At 43.7% G+C, this 15345-nt stretch carries 10 protein-coding genes; 9 read left to right on the top strand and 1 reads right to left on the bottom strand.

What is annotated here, in order from left to right:
• Nucleotides 1-4: 4 nt before the first annotated feature.
• Nucleotides 5-2536, bottom strand: a complete 2532-nt coding sequence (gene ponA / locus FTU01_RS02510; RefSeq protein WP_180138019.1) for a penicillin-binding protein PBP1a — start codon at nt 2534-2536, stop codon at nt 5-7.
• A gap of 166 nt (nt 2537-2702) precedes the next feature.
• Here ponA and FTU01_RS02515 point away from each other — a divergent pair, with 166 nt between their 5' ends.
• The 9 genes from FTU01_RS02515 to gltB all read left to right on the top strand — a co-directional run bounded on the left by FTU01_RS02515 (nt 2703) and on the right by gltB (nt 15295).
• Nucleotides 2703-3761, top strand: coding sequence for a pilus assembly protein PilM (locus FTU01_RS02515; RefSeq protein ID WP_180002742.1), 1059 nt, complete (start codon nt 2703-2705; stop codon nt 3759-3761).
• Complete coding sequence (locus tag FTU01_RS02520) at nt 3761-4399, top strand: PilN domain-containing protein (RefSeq protein ID WP_179992180.1); 639 nt, start codon at nt 3761-3763, stop codon at nt 4397-4399. The genes FTU01_RS02515 and FTU01_RS02520 overlap by 1 nt, the downstream gene beginning before the upstream one ends.
• Complete coding sequence (locus FTU01_RS02525; RefSeq protein WP_034702183.1) at nt 4396-5112, top strand: type 4a pilus biogenesis protein PilO; 717 nt, start codon at nt 4396-4398, stop codon at nt 5110-5112. Before FTU01_RS02520 ends, FTU01_RS02525 begins: the two co-directional genes overlap by 4 nt.
• On the top strand, nt 5112-5639 hold the full coding sequence (locus FTU01_RS02530; RefSeq protein WP_034169727.1) for a pilus assembly protein PilP: 528 nt from the start codon (nt 5112-5114) through the stop codon (nt 5637-5639). The genes FTU01_RS02525 and FTU01_RS02530 overlap by 1 nt, the downstream gene beginning before the upstream one ends.
• 61 nt (nt 5640-5700) lie before the next feature.
• Nucleotides 5701-7824 (top strand): type IV pilus secretin PilQ, encoded by a 2124-nt coding sequence (gene pilQ / locus FTU01_RS02535; RefSeq protein WP_373686357.1) that lies wholly within the window; start codon nt 5701-5703, stop codon nt 7822-7824.
• 36 nt (nt 7825-7860) lie between these two features.
• Entirely contained in the window at nt 7861-8397 is a 537-nt protein-coding gene (gene aroK, locus FTU01_RS02540; protein WP_180138023.1) for a shikimate kinase AroK, read from the top strand.
• A 28-nt stretch (nt 8398-8425) separates the two neighbouring features.
• Nucleotides 8426-9505 (top strand): 3-dehydroquinate synthase, encoded by a 1080-nt coding sequence (gene aroB / locus FTU01_RS02545; protein WP_180011136.1) that lies wholly within the window; start codon nt 8426-8428, stop codon nt 9503-9505.
• Between the two features lie 12 nt (nt 9506-9517).
• Nucleotides 9518-10369, top strand: coding sequence for a hypothetical protein (locus FTU01_RS02550; RefSeq protein ID WP_179992175.1), 852 nt, complete (start codon nt 9518-9520; stop codon nt 10367-10369).
• A gap of 450 nt (nt 10370-10819) precedes the next feature.
• Complete coding sequence (gene gltB, locus FTU01_RS02555; RefSeq protein ID WP_180138076.1) at nt 10820-15295, top strand: glutamate synthase large subunit; 4476 nt, start codon at nt 10820-10822, stop codon at nt 15293-15295.
• Nucleotides 15296-15345: the final 50 nt, after the last annotated feature.

Genomic DNA, 15345 nt, shown 5'->3' on the forward strand with positions numbered 1-15345 from the left:
CAGATTATTCAATTTCTTCAATCAAGTTTTCCAAAGGATCCACCACCACCCGATTTGGTTGTAGTGGCTGGTCTCTTGGTGCCACTCTTTCATCATCCGGTATGCGAATTTCCTGATCAGGCAAATCTTCAAAATCATTGCTTTGTCGTTTAGGTGTCACAACCGGGGCAGGGCGATACAGAGGCGTCGCTAAAGGTGGAGAAGACGGATCATGCTGTTCCTGCTCACCTTGCACGACTTTATTACGGTTAATAGGTGCTTTAGCATTACGATCCAGGCGAACCCAAGCTTCTGGTGTACCTTTTAAGGCATTACCCATAAAGTCGGTCCAGATTGGTAAGGCTGCCACGCCACCGTATTCACGGCGACCTAAAGTTTTTGGCTGGTCGAAACCGACCCAGGCAACGGTGACCAGCTTGCCATTAAAACCTGCAAACCAGGCATCTTTGGCATCATTGGTGGTACCGGTTTTACCCCCAATATCGCTACGACCAATTCTTAAAGCAGCACGTCCCGTACCATGCTGAATCACATCACGCAGGATATTGGCCATATCATAAGCAGAACTAGATTTTAAAATACGTTCTGCCTGACGGTAATTACTGTCTTCAGCCGAGATTTTTGGTGTCTCTGGTTTCTGTGCTAAGGTTTTGTTATTGATTTCAATGGCTTCATCATCAGGAGTGAGTGCGGCTGTTGGTTGAGGACTTTCTTCCTGAGCATTAATACACGAGATGCAGGCATATTCAGGCTTAGCCTCAAAAATGGTCTTGCCATAGGCATCTTCGATCCGCGTAATAAAATGTGGCTGAATCCGATAACCGCCATTGGCGAACGTAGCATAACCAGTGGCCATCTGGATTGGTAAAACCTGAGGCGTGCCTAGAGCAATGGTGTAGTTACGTGGAATCTGGTTATCCTGCAAGCCAAAATCCATAAATAACTGACGGGTACGTTCAATACCGACGGTTTGTAATAGACGAACTGAAACCGTGTTACGTGACAGATATAAAGCACGACGTAAAGGAATCATCCCTAAATAACGGCCATCCGAATTACGCGGACTCCATTTACCAATAGTAATCGGTGCATCATTGACCATGGTGTGTGGAGTCATACCACGTTCTAAAGCCAGAGCGTAAACGAAGGGTTTAATAGTTGAACCCGGCTGACGCCAGCCTTGAGTCGCACGGTTAAATTTGGATTGATAAAAATTATAACCACCCACAATGGCTTCAATCGCACCATTATTCGGGTTCAATGCAATTAATTGGCCCTGTACCTGAGGCGTTTGTACCAGTGCCCAGGAACTTTTATTCTCGTTAGGTCTTAAACGAACAATATCTTTAACTTTGACAATCTGTGATGCTCTGCTTGGTGCAGCACCTACACTATCTGCACTACGATAAGGACGGGCCCAGGACATGCCTGACCAAGGCACAGTTACGGTTGTACCATCCTGCATCAACGCTTCAAAGCTATTATTATTGACCTTGGTCACTTCAGCAGGATAAGTATTGGCATAGACACGGAAATTTTGCAGGGGCTGATCATGAGCTTCGGCACCTCGCCAGCCATGACGACGATCATAAGCTTCTAAACCGTCCTGTACCGCCTGTTCAGCATAAGCCTGACGTTCACTATGGATCGTCGTGTAGACTTTATAACCTGAATCTATGGCCTGTTCACCAAAATTTTCTACTAGTTCGGAGCGAACCATTTCACCGACGTAGGGAAATTTGTTACGCGTACTGCGGTCAGGCATATCCAGGTTAATCGGTTCAGCAATGGCTTCCTGATATTGGCTTTGATTCAGATACCCCAATTGCAGCATGCGACCTAAAATCCAGTTACGGCGTTCTAATGCACGTTTAGGGTTGGCCACCGGATTATAACGAGAAGGTGCTTTAGGTAGGCCAGCAATCATTGCCATTTGCGCAATCGAAAGCTCATCTAAACTTTTGTTGTAATAGATTTTCGCTGCTGCCGCAATGCCGTAAGCATTTTTCCCCAAGAAAATTTTATTGACATATAAAGTCAGAATTTCTTCTTTACTTAAATTCTGTTCTATTTTACGTGCCAGGAAAATTTCAGTCAGCTTACGCTTTAAAGTACGTTCGGGACTTAAATAGTAGTTTTTGGCGACCTGCATGGTAATGGTCGAACCGCCAGTCTGTACATCAGAGCCGGTAATAGTTTCACTGACTGCACGTCCTAAGCCTTTAAAGCTGATCCCGCTGTGTTCGAAGAAACTAGAATCTTCTGCAGCGAGGAAGGCGTGAATAAATTCTTTCGGAATCTGTTCATAATTCACAGGAACAGAAAGCTTGCCACCATACTCTGTAATGAGCTCATTATCTGAGCTAAAAACTTGTAAAGGCTTTAATAAAGGTGCCTTTTTAAGCGTAGACATTTCAGGCAAAGATGGGGCAATATAGAGATACATGCCATAGAAACCCATCGGAATTGAGATCAAAATAATGATAATGATCAAAAAAAATGGATGAACAAGGCCTGAACAAGATAGCTTTTTCATAACAAGTAAGTTTTAATAAGAGCTAATGGCAAACTAATTACCGGTCAGTATATCCTTTAGATATACATATTGTTAGATGAGTTATTGTATCTGTATAAAATTATAGGCCGGTACAGATTGGTGAGTTTGTTTTTATTGGGGATAAAAAAATAATAGGAATTGTATTGTGCGCAGGTTATATCGTAAGCCAAATAAGGGGTTAATAGGAGTCGATATTAGTTCGACTTCTGTTAAAGTTTTAGAGCTCTCTGTAAAGAACGGTCGGTACTGGGTAGAAAGTTATGCTTTAGTCCCATTACCAGAAAGTAGTGTCGTTGAAAAAAATATTTTAAATCCAGAAGCGGTGGGTGATGCGTTGGGGCGTGCGATTAATTTGGCCAATACCCAGTCCAGTCAGTCAGCCTTTGCGATTCCAACTTCTATGGTCATCACCAAGATCATCGAAATGGATGCCGATATGTCGGATGATGAACGTGAAATTCAGATTCGTGAAGATGCCGAACAATATATTCCTTTCCCACTTGATGAAGCCAGTCTGGACTTTGAAGTTCTGCCAGATCGTTTAACCAATCCGAACCGGGTCAATGTCCTGTTAGTAGCGACCCGAATCGAAAATGTTGAAGCGCGTTCTGAAGTACTGCAAATTGCCAACCTCAATCCAAAAATTGCAGATGTCGAAAGTTTTGCATTAGAAAATGCATTCAAGGTGTTTTCGGATACCTTACCGATGGGGGTAAATACTGTCGGGATCCTGGATATTGGTCATAGTATGACGACCTTATCCGTCATGCAAAATAACAAGATCATTTATACCCGTGAGCAGGTTTTTGGTGGCAAACAGCTGACTCAGGAAATCCAGAACCGTTATGGATTGTCTTTTGAGGAAGCAGGGCGTGCTAAAAAAACCCGTGCCTTACCGGATGATTATGACATCGAAGTGCTGGAACCTTTCCTGGATGCAGTCGTGCAGCAGGCAGCGCGTTCATTACAGTTCTTCTTCTCTTCATCTCAGTTTAACGAGATTGACCATATTTTATTGGCAGGGGGGAATGCCAATATTCCAGGTCTGGCAAAACTATTACAGCAAAAACTCGGCTACCGGGTCACGATTGCCAATCCATTCCTGCAAATGGGCTTTTCTCCTCAAATTGATATTAAAAAAATTGAAAATGACGCGTCCTCACTCATGGTTGCATGTGGTTTGGCATTGAGGAGTTTTGATTAATGGCAAAGATTAACTTACTCCCTTGGCGCGATGAGCTAAGAATTAAAAGAAATAATGAATTTGTAGCGATTTGCGCAGGGGCACTTTTTCTGGGATTGGCAGCAGCAGGTTCAACCTGGTTCTATTACGATCAAAAACTTCAGGATCAGGAACAGGCCAACCAGCTGGTGGTCAGTACTAACCAGAATCTGGATGTACAGCTGAAAGCATTAGATGGTTTACAAGACCAGCGTAATGCAATTGTTGAACGTATGAAGCTGATTCAGGGTTTACAGACTCAACGACCGATCGCAGTTCACCTGATTGATGAAATTGTACGGGTCACACCAGGCAATATGTACATTACAAAATTTCAGCGTACCGGCGATAAATTCACTATTGAAGGTAAGGCAGAAAGTCCGAATACCGTGGCTGAGTTGCTACGTAATCTGGAAGCTTCTACCTGGTATCGTAATGCATTTATGAATGCTTTCCTGGTTGCTGAAGAGCCAAAAGATAAAGCGCCATCCTCGGTGATTCCACGAGTGGAAGAATCTTATGGCAGCTTTACGGTCACGGTTGATCTGGATCAAATCGCTGAGCCAACACTTAAAGAAGGACAAACACCAGCCACAACTACAGCGGAGGCATCATCATGAGTAATGACGGATTCGATGAATTAAGCCAAGACGTAGTGGCTGTTCCTAGAAAAAAAATGACAGTTGAGAAATTCTTTCAACAATTCAATACACTAGATCCAAATAATTATGGTAGCTGGCCATTATCAGTCAAAATTACCTGCTGGATCTTTATTGTTATTCTGGTTTTTATGCTGGGGTATTTCGGGTTTATTCGCGGCAAGATAGAAGCAATTTCACAAGCCAGTGCTCAAGAACAAAACCTGTTAAATGAATTCCGGGAAAAGGAATCCAAGCTGCGTAATTTACAGCAGTATCAGATTCAGTTGCAGGAGATGGAAGCACGTTTTAATCAGCAATTGGAACAATTGCCGAAAGAAACTGAAATTCCAGGTCTGGTGGAAGATATTAACCTGAGTGGAGTGAACTCTGGACTGAAATTTAAGAATATTCGTCTTGAACCTGAAATCAAGCAGGAATTCTTTATTGAACAGCCAATCGCGATTGAAGCCACTGGGGATTATCATGCCTTTGGTTCTTTTGTGAGCAGTATTGCAGGGCTTTCGCGCATCGTTACACTGCATGATTTCACCATTACAGGAACTGAAAATAAAGAAAAGAAATCTGAAATTCCTGTTATTGATTATGTAGTGAAAGCGAAAACCTACCGTTATGTAGGCAATGCAGATGCTTCATCTACTTCAGCTACAACTGATACGCAGGGAGCTCAGTAATGAATATCATTAAAATTACTTCAGCTTTAACGCTCGGATTTTTATTGGTGGGTTGCGAATCAAGAATTGATGCAGTCAATCAGGAAATGGCCAATATTCGCAATCAACCGCCATTACCGATTGAGCCGGCACCAGATTTTATTCCGACAGAAATGTTTAATTATGCAGCTCATCAGCTGAAAAGTCCTTTTCTGCCGAGCTCTTTAGCGGCTGAATTGAAAATTATGGCAGGTAAGCGAGTTTATCCGAACTTGTCACGCCAATTACAGCCTTTAGAGAGTTATCCACTCGAAACCTTAAGCATGAAAGGCAGTATGCGGAATCAGGCGGGGCAGATTCTGGCTTTGATTCAAACGCCTGATGGGGAAATTGAACGGATACAACGTGGCAGCTATATGGGACTTAATCACGGTCGTGTAACGAGAATTACGCCGACACAGATTGACTTGATTGAGATTATTCCAGATGGCCGTGAGGGATATGTGGAACGTCCACGAAGTCTGGTTTTGATTGGGCCAGCGCCATAAGTTTTAAGGAATAAAAATGAATAAGAGTATTAAAGAATTTATTTTTGGGGATGCTAATACAATGAATCATGTGTTTCGTCAGTTTTCTATGGGGGCTGTCGCGATTGCTGTGATGCAAGCAGCGAGTGCGCAAGTTTCAATGACCAATGTGGTGCCAATGCAGATTCCTGGACAGGGAACTGAAATCCGGGTGATGTTTAACGGTCTGCCACCTCAGCCTCAAGCTTATCAGCTTGAATCTCCATCACGCCTGATTCTGGATTTTAATGAGGCACAACAAAATCTAAAACAGTCTAGTATTCCAGTCGCAACTGCTGAAGCCAGTTCAGTGGATGTTAGCTCGGATGCACAGCGTTCTCGTTTGACAGTGAATCTTGCTAATGCAGGTGCATTTACGACGCGTGTGGAAGGCAATACCTTTATTTTAAAAATTAATTCTGCCAGTCCAGTCGCTATTGCTCAGCCTGTACAACAGCAGGTCGCTCAGGGGGTTACTAATATTGGTTTCCAGCGGGGTGCGCAAGGTGAAGGACTGGTGGTAATTGATCTGGCAGGTCAGAACACACCAGTCGATGTACAGCAGCAGGGAACCAAAGTGATTGTGCGGACTCTGGGCTCCAAGATTCCGGCACATTTGACCCGACGTTTGAATGTGAATGATTTTGCCACGCCTGTTTCAACCGTAGATGCAGTCAACCAGAATGGATCAGGCGTAATTACCATTCAGTCTGCGGAAAGCTATGAATATATGGCTTTTCAAACTGATAATAAGCTGACGATTAGTTTGAAGCGTCCAGAAGTTAAAGGGCCTTTACGTCCTAAATCAGTCGCTTATACAGGCAAGAAAATTTCCCTCGATTTCCAAGATATTGAAGTCCGTCGAGTTCTACAGTTATTAGCCGATTTTACCGATATCAATATGGTTGCTGCAGATAGCGTACAAGGTAATATTACCTTACGCCTCAAAGAAGTGCCTTGGGATCAGGCTTTAGATATCGTGTTAAAAACCAAAAATCTGGATAAACGCCGTAATGGTAATGTGATCTGGATTGCACCAGTGGCAGAACTAATTAAGGCCGAAGAAGAAGAAGCTAAGGCTTTAAAACAAAGCGTTGCACTTGCACCGATTCAAACTGAATATATGCAGCTCAGTTATGCAAAAGCAGCAGATATTGAAAAACTGATTACTCAAAATAAAAGTGCATCAGGATCAGGTAATTCAAGTAATAGTACTAATAATGATGATAAAGAAAGTTTATTAAGTTCACGTGGCTCTATCTCTATTGATGCTCGTACCAATACCATTATTGTGAATGATACCCAGCCATTTATTGATAAAATTCGCAATATGGTGGATCTGCTGGATGTACAGGTAAAGCAGGTGATGGTAGAGGCGCGTATTGTCCGTGCAACCACTGACTTTACTAAAGAAATGGGGGTGAAGTGGGGGATTCTATCTCAAGGGATTACCAATAATAATCACCTTCTCGTTGGTGGTAGTGATACGACTCTTTGGGATTTGAGGGAGCCTGAATTTGATAGTGAAAGAGGGGGGTGGACCTATGAAATTCAGAGACCGGATAACCTTAATGTGGATCTAGGTGTAACTAGTCCAGGAGCAAGTCGCATCGCCTTTGGTTTAATTAGCCTATCAGATTTTATGCTGGATCTTGAACTTTCTGCGCTACAGGCAGATGGTTATGGTGAAGTAATTTCTACACCAAAAGTGCTCACTGCTGACAAGCAAAAAGCGACTGTGGCATCTGGTTCACAAATTCCTTATCAGTCCGCAGAAGGTGGTGGTGCTAATGCAGTGTCGACTACAGAATTTATTGATGCAACTTTAAGTTTAGATGTAACACCAAGTATTACCCCAGATGGCAAGGTACAGATGGAGTTGAATATTACCAGTGACTCACCAGGGAATCCGACACCCACTGGACAGTTAACCATTAATAAAAACCAGATCAATACTAATGTACTGGTTGATAATGGTGAAACAGTAGTGTTAGGGGGTATTTTTGAGCAAGAAACTCGAAATGCACAAACTAAGGTGCCTTTCCTGGGCGATCTACCTTATTTAGGCCGTTTATTCCGTAAAGATGTAAAATCAGATAACAAGCGTGAGTTACTGATTTTTGTTACACCTCGAATTGTTAATGACAGTGTTTCAAGAAATCATTAATATATTTTGAATTTAACAAAATGAATAGGTGACTCCTTGCCAAGCAAAGAGTTTGAAACCCTGCCAAATATCTATTTGGTAGGGCCGATGGGGGCCGGTAAAACAACAGTAGGACGACATTTAGCAGAACTGTTAGGACGAGAATTTCTGGACAGCGATCATGAAATTGAGCGGAAAACAGGTGCGACCATTCCTTGGATTTTTGAAAAAGAAGGGGAAAAAGGCTTTAGAAGTCGTGAAACGAATGTCATTGATGAGTTAACTGCAAAAAAACAACTGGTCTTGGCGACTGGCGGTGGTGCAGTGACTCAGCCCCCCAATCGTGAATTTTTAAAACAACGCGGCATTGTTGTTTATCTCTATACTCCGGTGGAAATTCAGCTTCAGCGAACCTATCGCGATAAAAACCGTCCCTTGTTACAAGTCGAAAATCCTGAACAGAAACTCAGAGATCTGCTTGCAGTGCGGGATCCGTTATACCGGGAAGTCGCACATTACATTATTGAGACCAATCAGGGAGCTGCACGAGATCTGGCGCAGCGTATTCTGAATCTCATCCTTCCGAAAAAATAAGTTCAGTTGAAAAAGTGGTTATCCCCTCATGAAAACCTTATATGTCGAACTCGGTGAACGCCGTTACCCCATTTTTATTGGCAGTAACTTGAATCCTCAGGAGTTGCTTGAGCCTTATATTCATGGCAAACAGGTGATGGTTGTCAGTAATGATACGGTGGCACCACTCTATCTGGATCGCTATAAGGCTGCATTGGAAAATTTGGGTAAAACTGTGGCGACCTGTATTTTACCGGATGGCGAGAAATACAAAAATATTGAGCATCTAAACCTAATTTTTGATGCATTGCTTGAGGCAGGCTTTAACCGAGACAGTACGGTTCTGGCACTCGGTGGTGGTGTTATTGGAGATATGGCCGGCTTTGCTTCTGCCTGTTTCCAGCGTGGAGTATATTTTATTCAGGTGCCAACGACGTTGCTGTCTCAAGTAGATTCCAGTGTTGGGGGTAAAACCGGCATTAATCATCCACTGGGTAAAAACATGATTGGTGCTTTCCAGCAGCCACAAGTGGTGTTGGCAGATATGTCACAGCTGTCAACTTTACCAGATCGTGAGCTATCTGCAGGCTTGGCTGAAGTGATCAAATATGCCTTACTCGGAGATGAAGATTTTCTGGTCTGGTTAGAAGCCAATATGGAAGGTCTTATTGCCCGTGATGAGCAATTGCTGGCCGAAGCGGTTTATCGTTCTTGTGCACATAAAGCTCATATTGTAGCCAATGATGAAAAAGAGCAGGGTGAGCGTGCTTTACTTAATCTCGGTCATACATTCGGTCATGCGATTGAGTCTTATCTGGGTTATGGTGAGTGGCTGCACGGAGAAGCGGTAGCAACCGGTATGGTGATGGCAGCAGATTTATCCCATCGCATGGGCTGGATTTCATTAGAAGACCTTGAGCGTACAAAAAAAATCATTTCTCGTGCGCAATTACCTATTGTTTGTCCTAAAATCCCACTTGACGATTTCCTGGCTTATATGGCTCACGACAAGAAAGTTTTAAATGGGCAGCTTCGTCTTGTATTATTGCAGCAACTTGGAAAAGCGGTCATTACTCGAGACTTTGATGTCGAGTTGATGCAACAGGCGATTTTAGCTCATCAGGCATAGGTTTAAATTTTTATGACAGCATTACGTACCCCTTGGCAAAAGATTCAGCATTATTTCTGGCTGGTCTGTGGCGTATGCTGTCTATTTGCTGCCTTGGTTTTTTGGGCTATTACCGATACAGATGAAGTGGTAGAAGTAGAGAAGAAGCCGGAAACGGAAGTTGAATTACAGATTCAACCAGAAAAAGTGGCCTCAATGACCCATCTTGGTGCACTTTCTGATGAGGTTAAGCCTCTTGCTCTCAATACTCGGATTGTTGTCAATGTTAGTCATGAGCCTGAATTCCGCGGAACCAAATATATTGGTGAAGTAAAGAAACAGCATGCGATTGAGCTATTTCGTGTAGGTAATGAAGCCATTCTAAAAACCTTCCTGAAAAAGCAGCAGGATCGTAAGCCTTTTGTTTATTTAAGGCTTTCGGGTGAGAACCAGCCTGAACAATATGTATTGTTATATGGTCTGTATAAAACCGCAGCAGAAGCTCAACAGGCTTTATCAGTGCTCAATCTGAATCTGCCTAAATCTGTCCAGCCTAAAGTTGTGGCCATGCAACAATATGCCAGTCTAGTCAACAGTATGGGTTCGGAAGAACTGGCAAGTAATCAAAAACTTTATGAAATTCAGTTGAAAAATGTACCTTTACCGAAAGTCGATGAATCCGTACAGATAAGACCGAAAGCTCAACCTTCAGCACCTGTGGTCACCCCTAAAGAAAGCACCACGAGTACCACGATTGTTCGACGTGATCAGGAAGGTAATGTAGTAGATGTACAGAAATCTCAAAGTCATGTCGAAGGAAGTCCGCGCTCATCAAATGGCAATTCTCGACCTCAAGAAAACGAGATTAGTGATCCATTTAACTAGGCCGGTCTAAAATAGCGCACGGACACTTTATCTTTATTATAAATGTGCGCTTTTGGTGCAAAAAATACGCACCATAAATAATCATAATTTTCCTTTTGTAGGCTAAATCTTTGTCATTTGTGTTGTTTTGATTTTTGCTCCTTAAGTTGGCATGAAATTTGCTTTATTGGTGCATGAATTGAATTAATCTCCCTGTTTTGGCGCGAAAATGATTCGATGAATAGGCGTAATTGTCATCTTTGTTGCTTATTTTTATCTTATCCATCAGCAAAATGAATGTTATTTTTCATGCATTCCGTCTGAAAAAGGATTATGTTGAAAAGATACTCAATGATATTTTGCTCTATAAAGCTGCTTAGCTTGCCGAGTAAATCAGACAGTCACGCACAGCAGAATTTAGATTGTTTAATAGCCTATCGGGCTTAGTGAAAAGAAGGGTACGCTATGCACATGCCATCGCCTAATAATGTAGCTCCCGCTCAAGGTTTATACCAACCGGATGAGTTTAAAGATAACTGTGGTTTCGGTTTGATCGCCCATATGCAGGGTGATGCCAGTCATGATCTGGTCAAGACCGCAATTCATAGTCTAAGTTGTATGACCCACCGTGGCGGTATTGCTGCTGATGGCAAGACCGGTGATGGTTGTGGTCTATTGCTGGCAATGCCTAAAGAATTCTTCCGTGAAGAGGCCAAACGCTTAAGTGACATTACCTTAAGTGAGATTTTTGCTGTGGGTACAGTATTACTGAATCTGGATCCAGCATTAGCCGCACATGCAAAACAAGTCCTGACGAAAGAAATTGAAGAAGAAGGTTGTCGCGTTATCGCATGGCGTGTTGTGCCGACGAATAATGATGCGCTTGGTGAGATTGCGATGCAGTCTCTGCCAGCTTTTGAGCAGGTCATCGTGAACTGCCCAATTGGTGTGACTGAAGTTGAATTCAACCGTAAATTGTTCCTTGCGCGTCGTCGTGCTGAACAGCAGTTAACCAGTGATCCATACTTCTATGTGACGACCTTATGCTCAACTGTAATCAGCTATAAAGGTCTGATGATGCCAGCAGCTATTGCTGACTTCTATACTGACTTGGCTGATGAGCGTCTGGCATCACATATCGTGGTCTTCCACCAACGTTTCTCTACCAATACATTGCCACGCTGGCCACTGGCTCAGCCATTCCGTTACCTGGCACATAATGGTGAGATCAATACCATTACGGCTAACCGTAACTGGGCAATGGCGCGTACGCCTAAATTTGAAAACCCGTTACTGCCAGGTCTGACTGAGCTGAGTCCAATCGTAAACCGTACTGGTTCAGATTCATCTAGTCTGGATAATATGCTGGAAATCCTTGTGGGTGGTGGTATGGATTTGTTCCGTGCGCTACGTATGCTGGTTCCACCTGCTTGGCAGAACGTTGAAACGCTTGATGCTGATTTACGTGCATTCTATGAGTTCAACTCTAAACATATGGAAGCATGGGATGGCCCTGCTGGTTTAGTTATCCAAGACGGTCGTCATGCGATCTGTATGCTGGATCGTAACGGCTTGCGTCCGGCACGTTGGGTCATCACTAAAAATGGCTACATCACACTGGCGTCAGAAATCGGTGTATGGGGTTATGAACCTGAAGATGTCATTTCTAAAGGACGTGTGGGTCCTGGCCAAATGCTGGTGATCGATACTTATACCGGTAAAGTACTAGATACTCAGGATGTGAATAATCACCTGAAACGTATGCGTCCGTACCGTGAATGGTTACGTGAAAATGCTGTACGTCTACAAGGTAGCCCTGAGCTGGAAGAATATCTATGTGAGCGAGGCTTGAAAGGTGACAACCTGAAAGTGGCACAGAAAATGTTCATGGTGACTTTCGAAGAGCGTGACCAGTTGCTGCGTCCAATCGCTGAAAGCGGTCAGGAAGCTGTGGGTTCTATGGGTGATGATACCCCGATGGCGGTTCTGTCACGTCAGGTACGTCATGTTTCAGACTATTTCCGTCAGCAGTTTGCTCAGGTAACAAATCCGCCAATCGATCCATTACGTGAATCGATTGTGATGTCACTGGAAACCTGTTTAGGTCGTGAACAAAATGTTTTCGAACAGGGTCCAGAACATGCAGACCGTTTGATTATTTCAAGTCCGGTCCTGTCTAATTCAAAAATGCATCAGATCCGTACGCTAGGCCGTACAGGTTATGAGATTGCGGATATTGATCTGAACTATGCTGAAACTGAAGGCTTAGAAGCTGCGATTGCTCGTATTTGCGAAGAATCAGCGCAAGCGATTCGTGACGGCAAAACTTTATTGGTACTTTCAGACAAGAAAATCCGTGAAGGTTACTTGCCAGCCAATGCTGTGATGGTCACTGGTGCAGTACACCATCATCTGATCAATACTGGTCTGCGTACTGATGCGAATTTGATTGTTGAAACCGGTTTCGCCCGTGATCCACATCAATTTGCCGTTCTGCTTGGCTTTGGCGCGACAGCAATTTATCCATACCTAGCATATGACGTGATCAATGATCTGGTGGCTAAAGGTGAATTGCTAGGTGATCCGGTCTATGCGCAAAACAATTTCCGTAAGGGGATTGAAAAAGGCCTGCTGAAAGTCCTGTCTAAGATGGGTATTTCAACTGTAGCTTCTTACCGTGGCGGTCAGCTGTTTGAAGCAGTCGGCCTATCCAATGAAGTTGTGAATAAATGCTTCGTAGGTGTTCCGAGCCGTATTCAGGGTGCAACTTTTGCTGATCTTGAAAATGACCAGAAGCAACTGGCAGATTTAGCCTGGAAAAACCGTAAGCCAATTGATCAGGGCGGTATGCTGAAATTCGTCTTCGGCAAGGAATACCATGCGTTTAACCCGGATGTGATTAACTCACTGCATAAAGCAGTACGTTCTGGTAATTATGCTGACTTTAAAGAATATGCAGAGCTGGTAAACAATCGTCCGATTGCAACCATTCGTGACTTATTCAAGCTGAAAACTGACAATTCAATTCCAGTGGATCAGGTTGAGTCTGTAGAAGATATCCTGCCTCGCTTTGACTCTGCGGGTATGTCTTTGGGTGCACTATCTCCTGAAGCACATGAAGCGATTGCGATTGCCATGAACACCATCGGTGGTCGTTCAAACTCTGGTGAGGGCGGTGAAGATCCAGCGCGTTACGGCACGATTCGTAACTCGAAAATCAAACAGATTGCATCGGGCCGTTTTGGTGTGACTCCTGCTTACTTAACATCAGCAGAAGTCCTGCAAATTAAAGTCGCGCAAGGTGCAAAACCGGGTGAAGGCGGTCAGTTACCTGGTGGTAAAGTGAATGGCTTGATTGCCCGTTTACGTTATTCAGTTCCGGGCGTGACTCTGATTTCGCCACCACCCCACCATGATATCTATTCAATTGAAGATTTATCACAGTTGATCTTTGACTTGAAACAAGTTAATCCACAAGCGATGGTATCGGTGAAACTGGTATCTGAACCGGGTGTAGGTACGATTGCGGCAGGTGTGGCAAAAGCTTATGCCGATTTTATTACCATTTCCGGTTATGACGGTGGTACAGCAGCATCTCCATTGTCTTCGATTCACCATGCGGGTTCTCCATGGGAATTAGGTTTAAGTGAAGCGCATCAAGCACTTCGTGTAAACGACCTGCGTGGCAAAGTACGCGTTCAGACTGATGGTGGTTTAAAAACTGGTCTTGACGTGGTAAAAGCAGCGATCTTGGGTGCAGAAAGCTTTGGCTTCGGTTCGACTCCAATGATTGCTTTAGGCTGTAAATACCTGCGTATCTGTCACTTGAATAACTGTGCGACCGGTGTTGCGACTCAGCAGGATCATCTGCGCCAAGAGCACTACATCGGCGAACCACAAATGCTGATCAATTTCTTCACTTTCATTGCTGAAGAAACACGTGAATGGTTGGCGGCACTTGGCGTATCTAGCCTGAAAGACCTGATTGGCCGTACAGATTTGCTGGAAATCCTGCCAGGTGAAACTGACAAACATGCTCACCTTGACCTGAGCAAACTGCTAGAGTCACATCCAGCAGCAGAAGGCAAAGCACAGTACTGTGAAGTACAAGGTAATGCACCATTCGATAAAGGTATTTTGGCTGAGAAAATGGTAGAAGAAATTCTGCCAGCAATCGAAGCAGGTACAGGTGGTGAATACAGCTTTACCGTAGGTAACTGTGACCGTTCAATTGGTGCACGTCTGTCAGGTGAAATTGCCAAACGTTATGGCAACCTGAGTATGGAAGCACATCCGGTTAAAGTAAATCTGACTGGTACAGCGGGTCAGTCACTCGGTGTCTGGAATGCCGGTGGTCTGCATCTCAAACTGGAAGGTGATGCGAACGACTACGTGGGTAAAGGTATGGCAGGTGGTCGTATCTCGATTTTCCCACCGAAAGGTTCGCCATTCCAGACTCAAAATACTGCGATCATTGGTAATACCTGTCTGTATGGTGCGACTGGTGGTAAATTGTTTGCTGCGGGTACTGCGGGTGAACGTTTTGCAGTTCGTAACTCTGGTGCCTTTGCTGTGATTGAGGGTGCAGGCGATCACTGCTGTGAATATATGACTGGCGGTATTGTGACTGTCCTAGGTAAAGTAGGTCATAACTTCGGTGCAGGTATGACCGGTGGTTTTGCTTATGTATTGGACCTGGACAATGATTTTGTAGATCATTACAACCATGAGTTGATTGAACTGAACCGTATCTCAACTGAAGCGATGGAAGAACATCAGACCTTTTTGCTTCGCATTTTAGATGAACATATTGCAGAAACAGGTAGTGCTTGGGCGTACAAGATCCGCCATGAGTTTGATTTCTATAGTCGTAAGTTCTGGCTGGTAAAACCAAAAGCAGCTAACTTATTGACCTTGTTGAAAACAACTCAAGCTGATCCACAATAATTCCACTACTGCAGATATAGGCAGACCTAAGGTAATGCGAATAAAGCCTT

The sequence above is a fragment of the Acinetobacter sp. YH12043 genome, assembly GCF_013419915.1.
Taxonomy (GTDB): Bacteria; Pseudomonadota; Gammaproteobacteria; order Pseudomonadales; family Moraxellaceae; genus Acinetobacter.

Bases quoted from the DNA above. Each gene is read 5' to 3' on its own strand.
- ponA (WP_180138019.1), bottom strand. From the start codon at position 2,536: ATGAAAAAGCTATCTTGTTCAGGCCTTGTTCATCCATTTTTTTTGATC.
- FTU01_RS02520 (WP_179992180.1), top strand. From the start codon at position 3,761: ATGGCAAAGATTAACTTACTCCCTTGGCGCGATGAGCTAAGAATTAAA.
- FTU01_RS02525 (WP_034702183.1), top strand. From the start codon at position 4,396: ATGAGTAATGACGGATTCGATGAATTAAGCCAAGACGTAGTGGCTGTT.
- FTU01_RS02530 (WP_034169727.1), top strand. From the start codon at position 5,112: ATGAATATCATTAAAATTACTTCAGCTTTAACGCTCGGATTTTTATTG.
- pilQ (WP_373686357.1), top strand. From the start codon at position 5,701: ATGAATCATGTGTTTCGTCAGTTTTCTATGGGGGCTGTCGCGATTGCT.
- aroB (WP_180011136.1), top strand. From the start codon at position 8,426: ATGAAAACCTTATATGTCGAACTCGGTGAACGCCGTTACCCCATTTTT.
- FTU01_RS02550 (WP_179992175.1), top strand. From the start codon at position 9,518: ATGACAGCATTACGTACCCCTTGGCAAAAGATTCAGCATTATTTCTGG.
- gltB (WP_180138076.1), top strand. From the start codon at position 10,820: ATGCCATCGCCTAATAATGTAGCTCCCGCTCAAGGTTTATACCAACCG.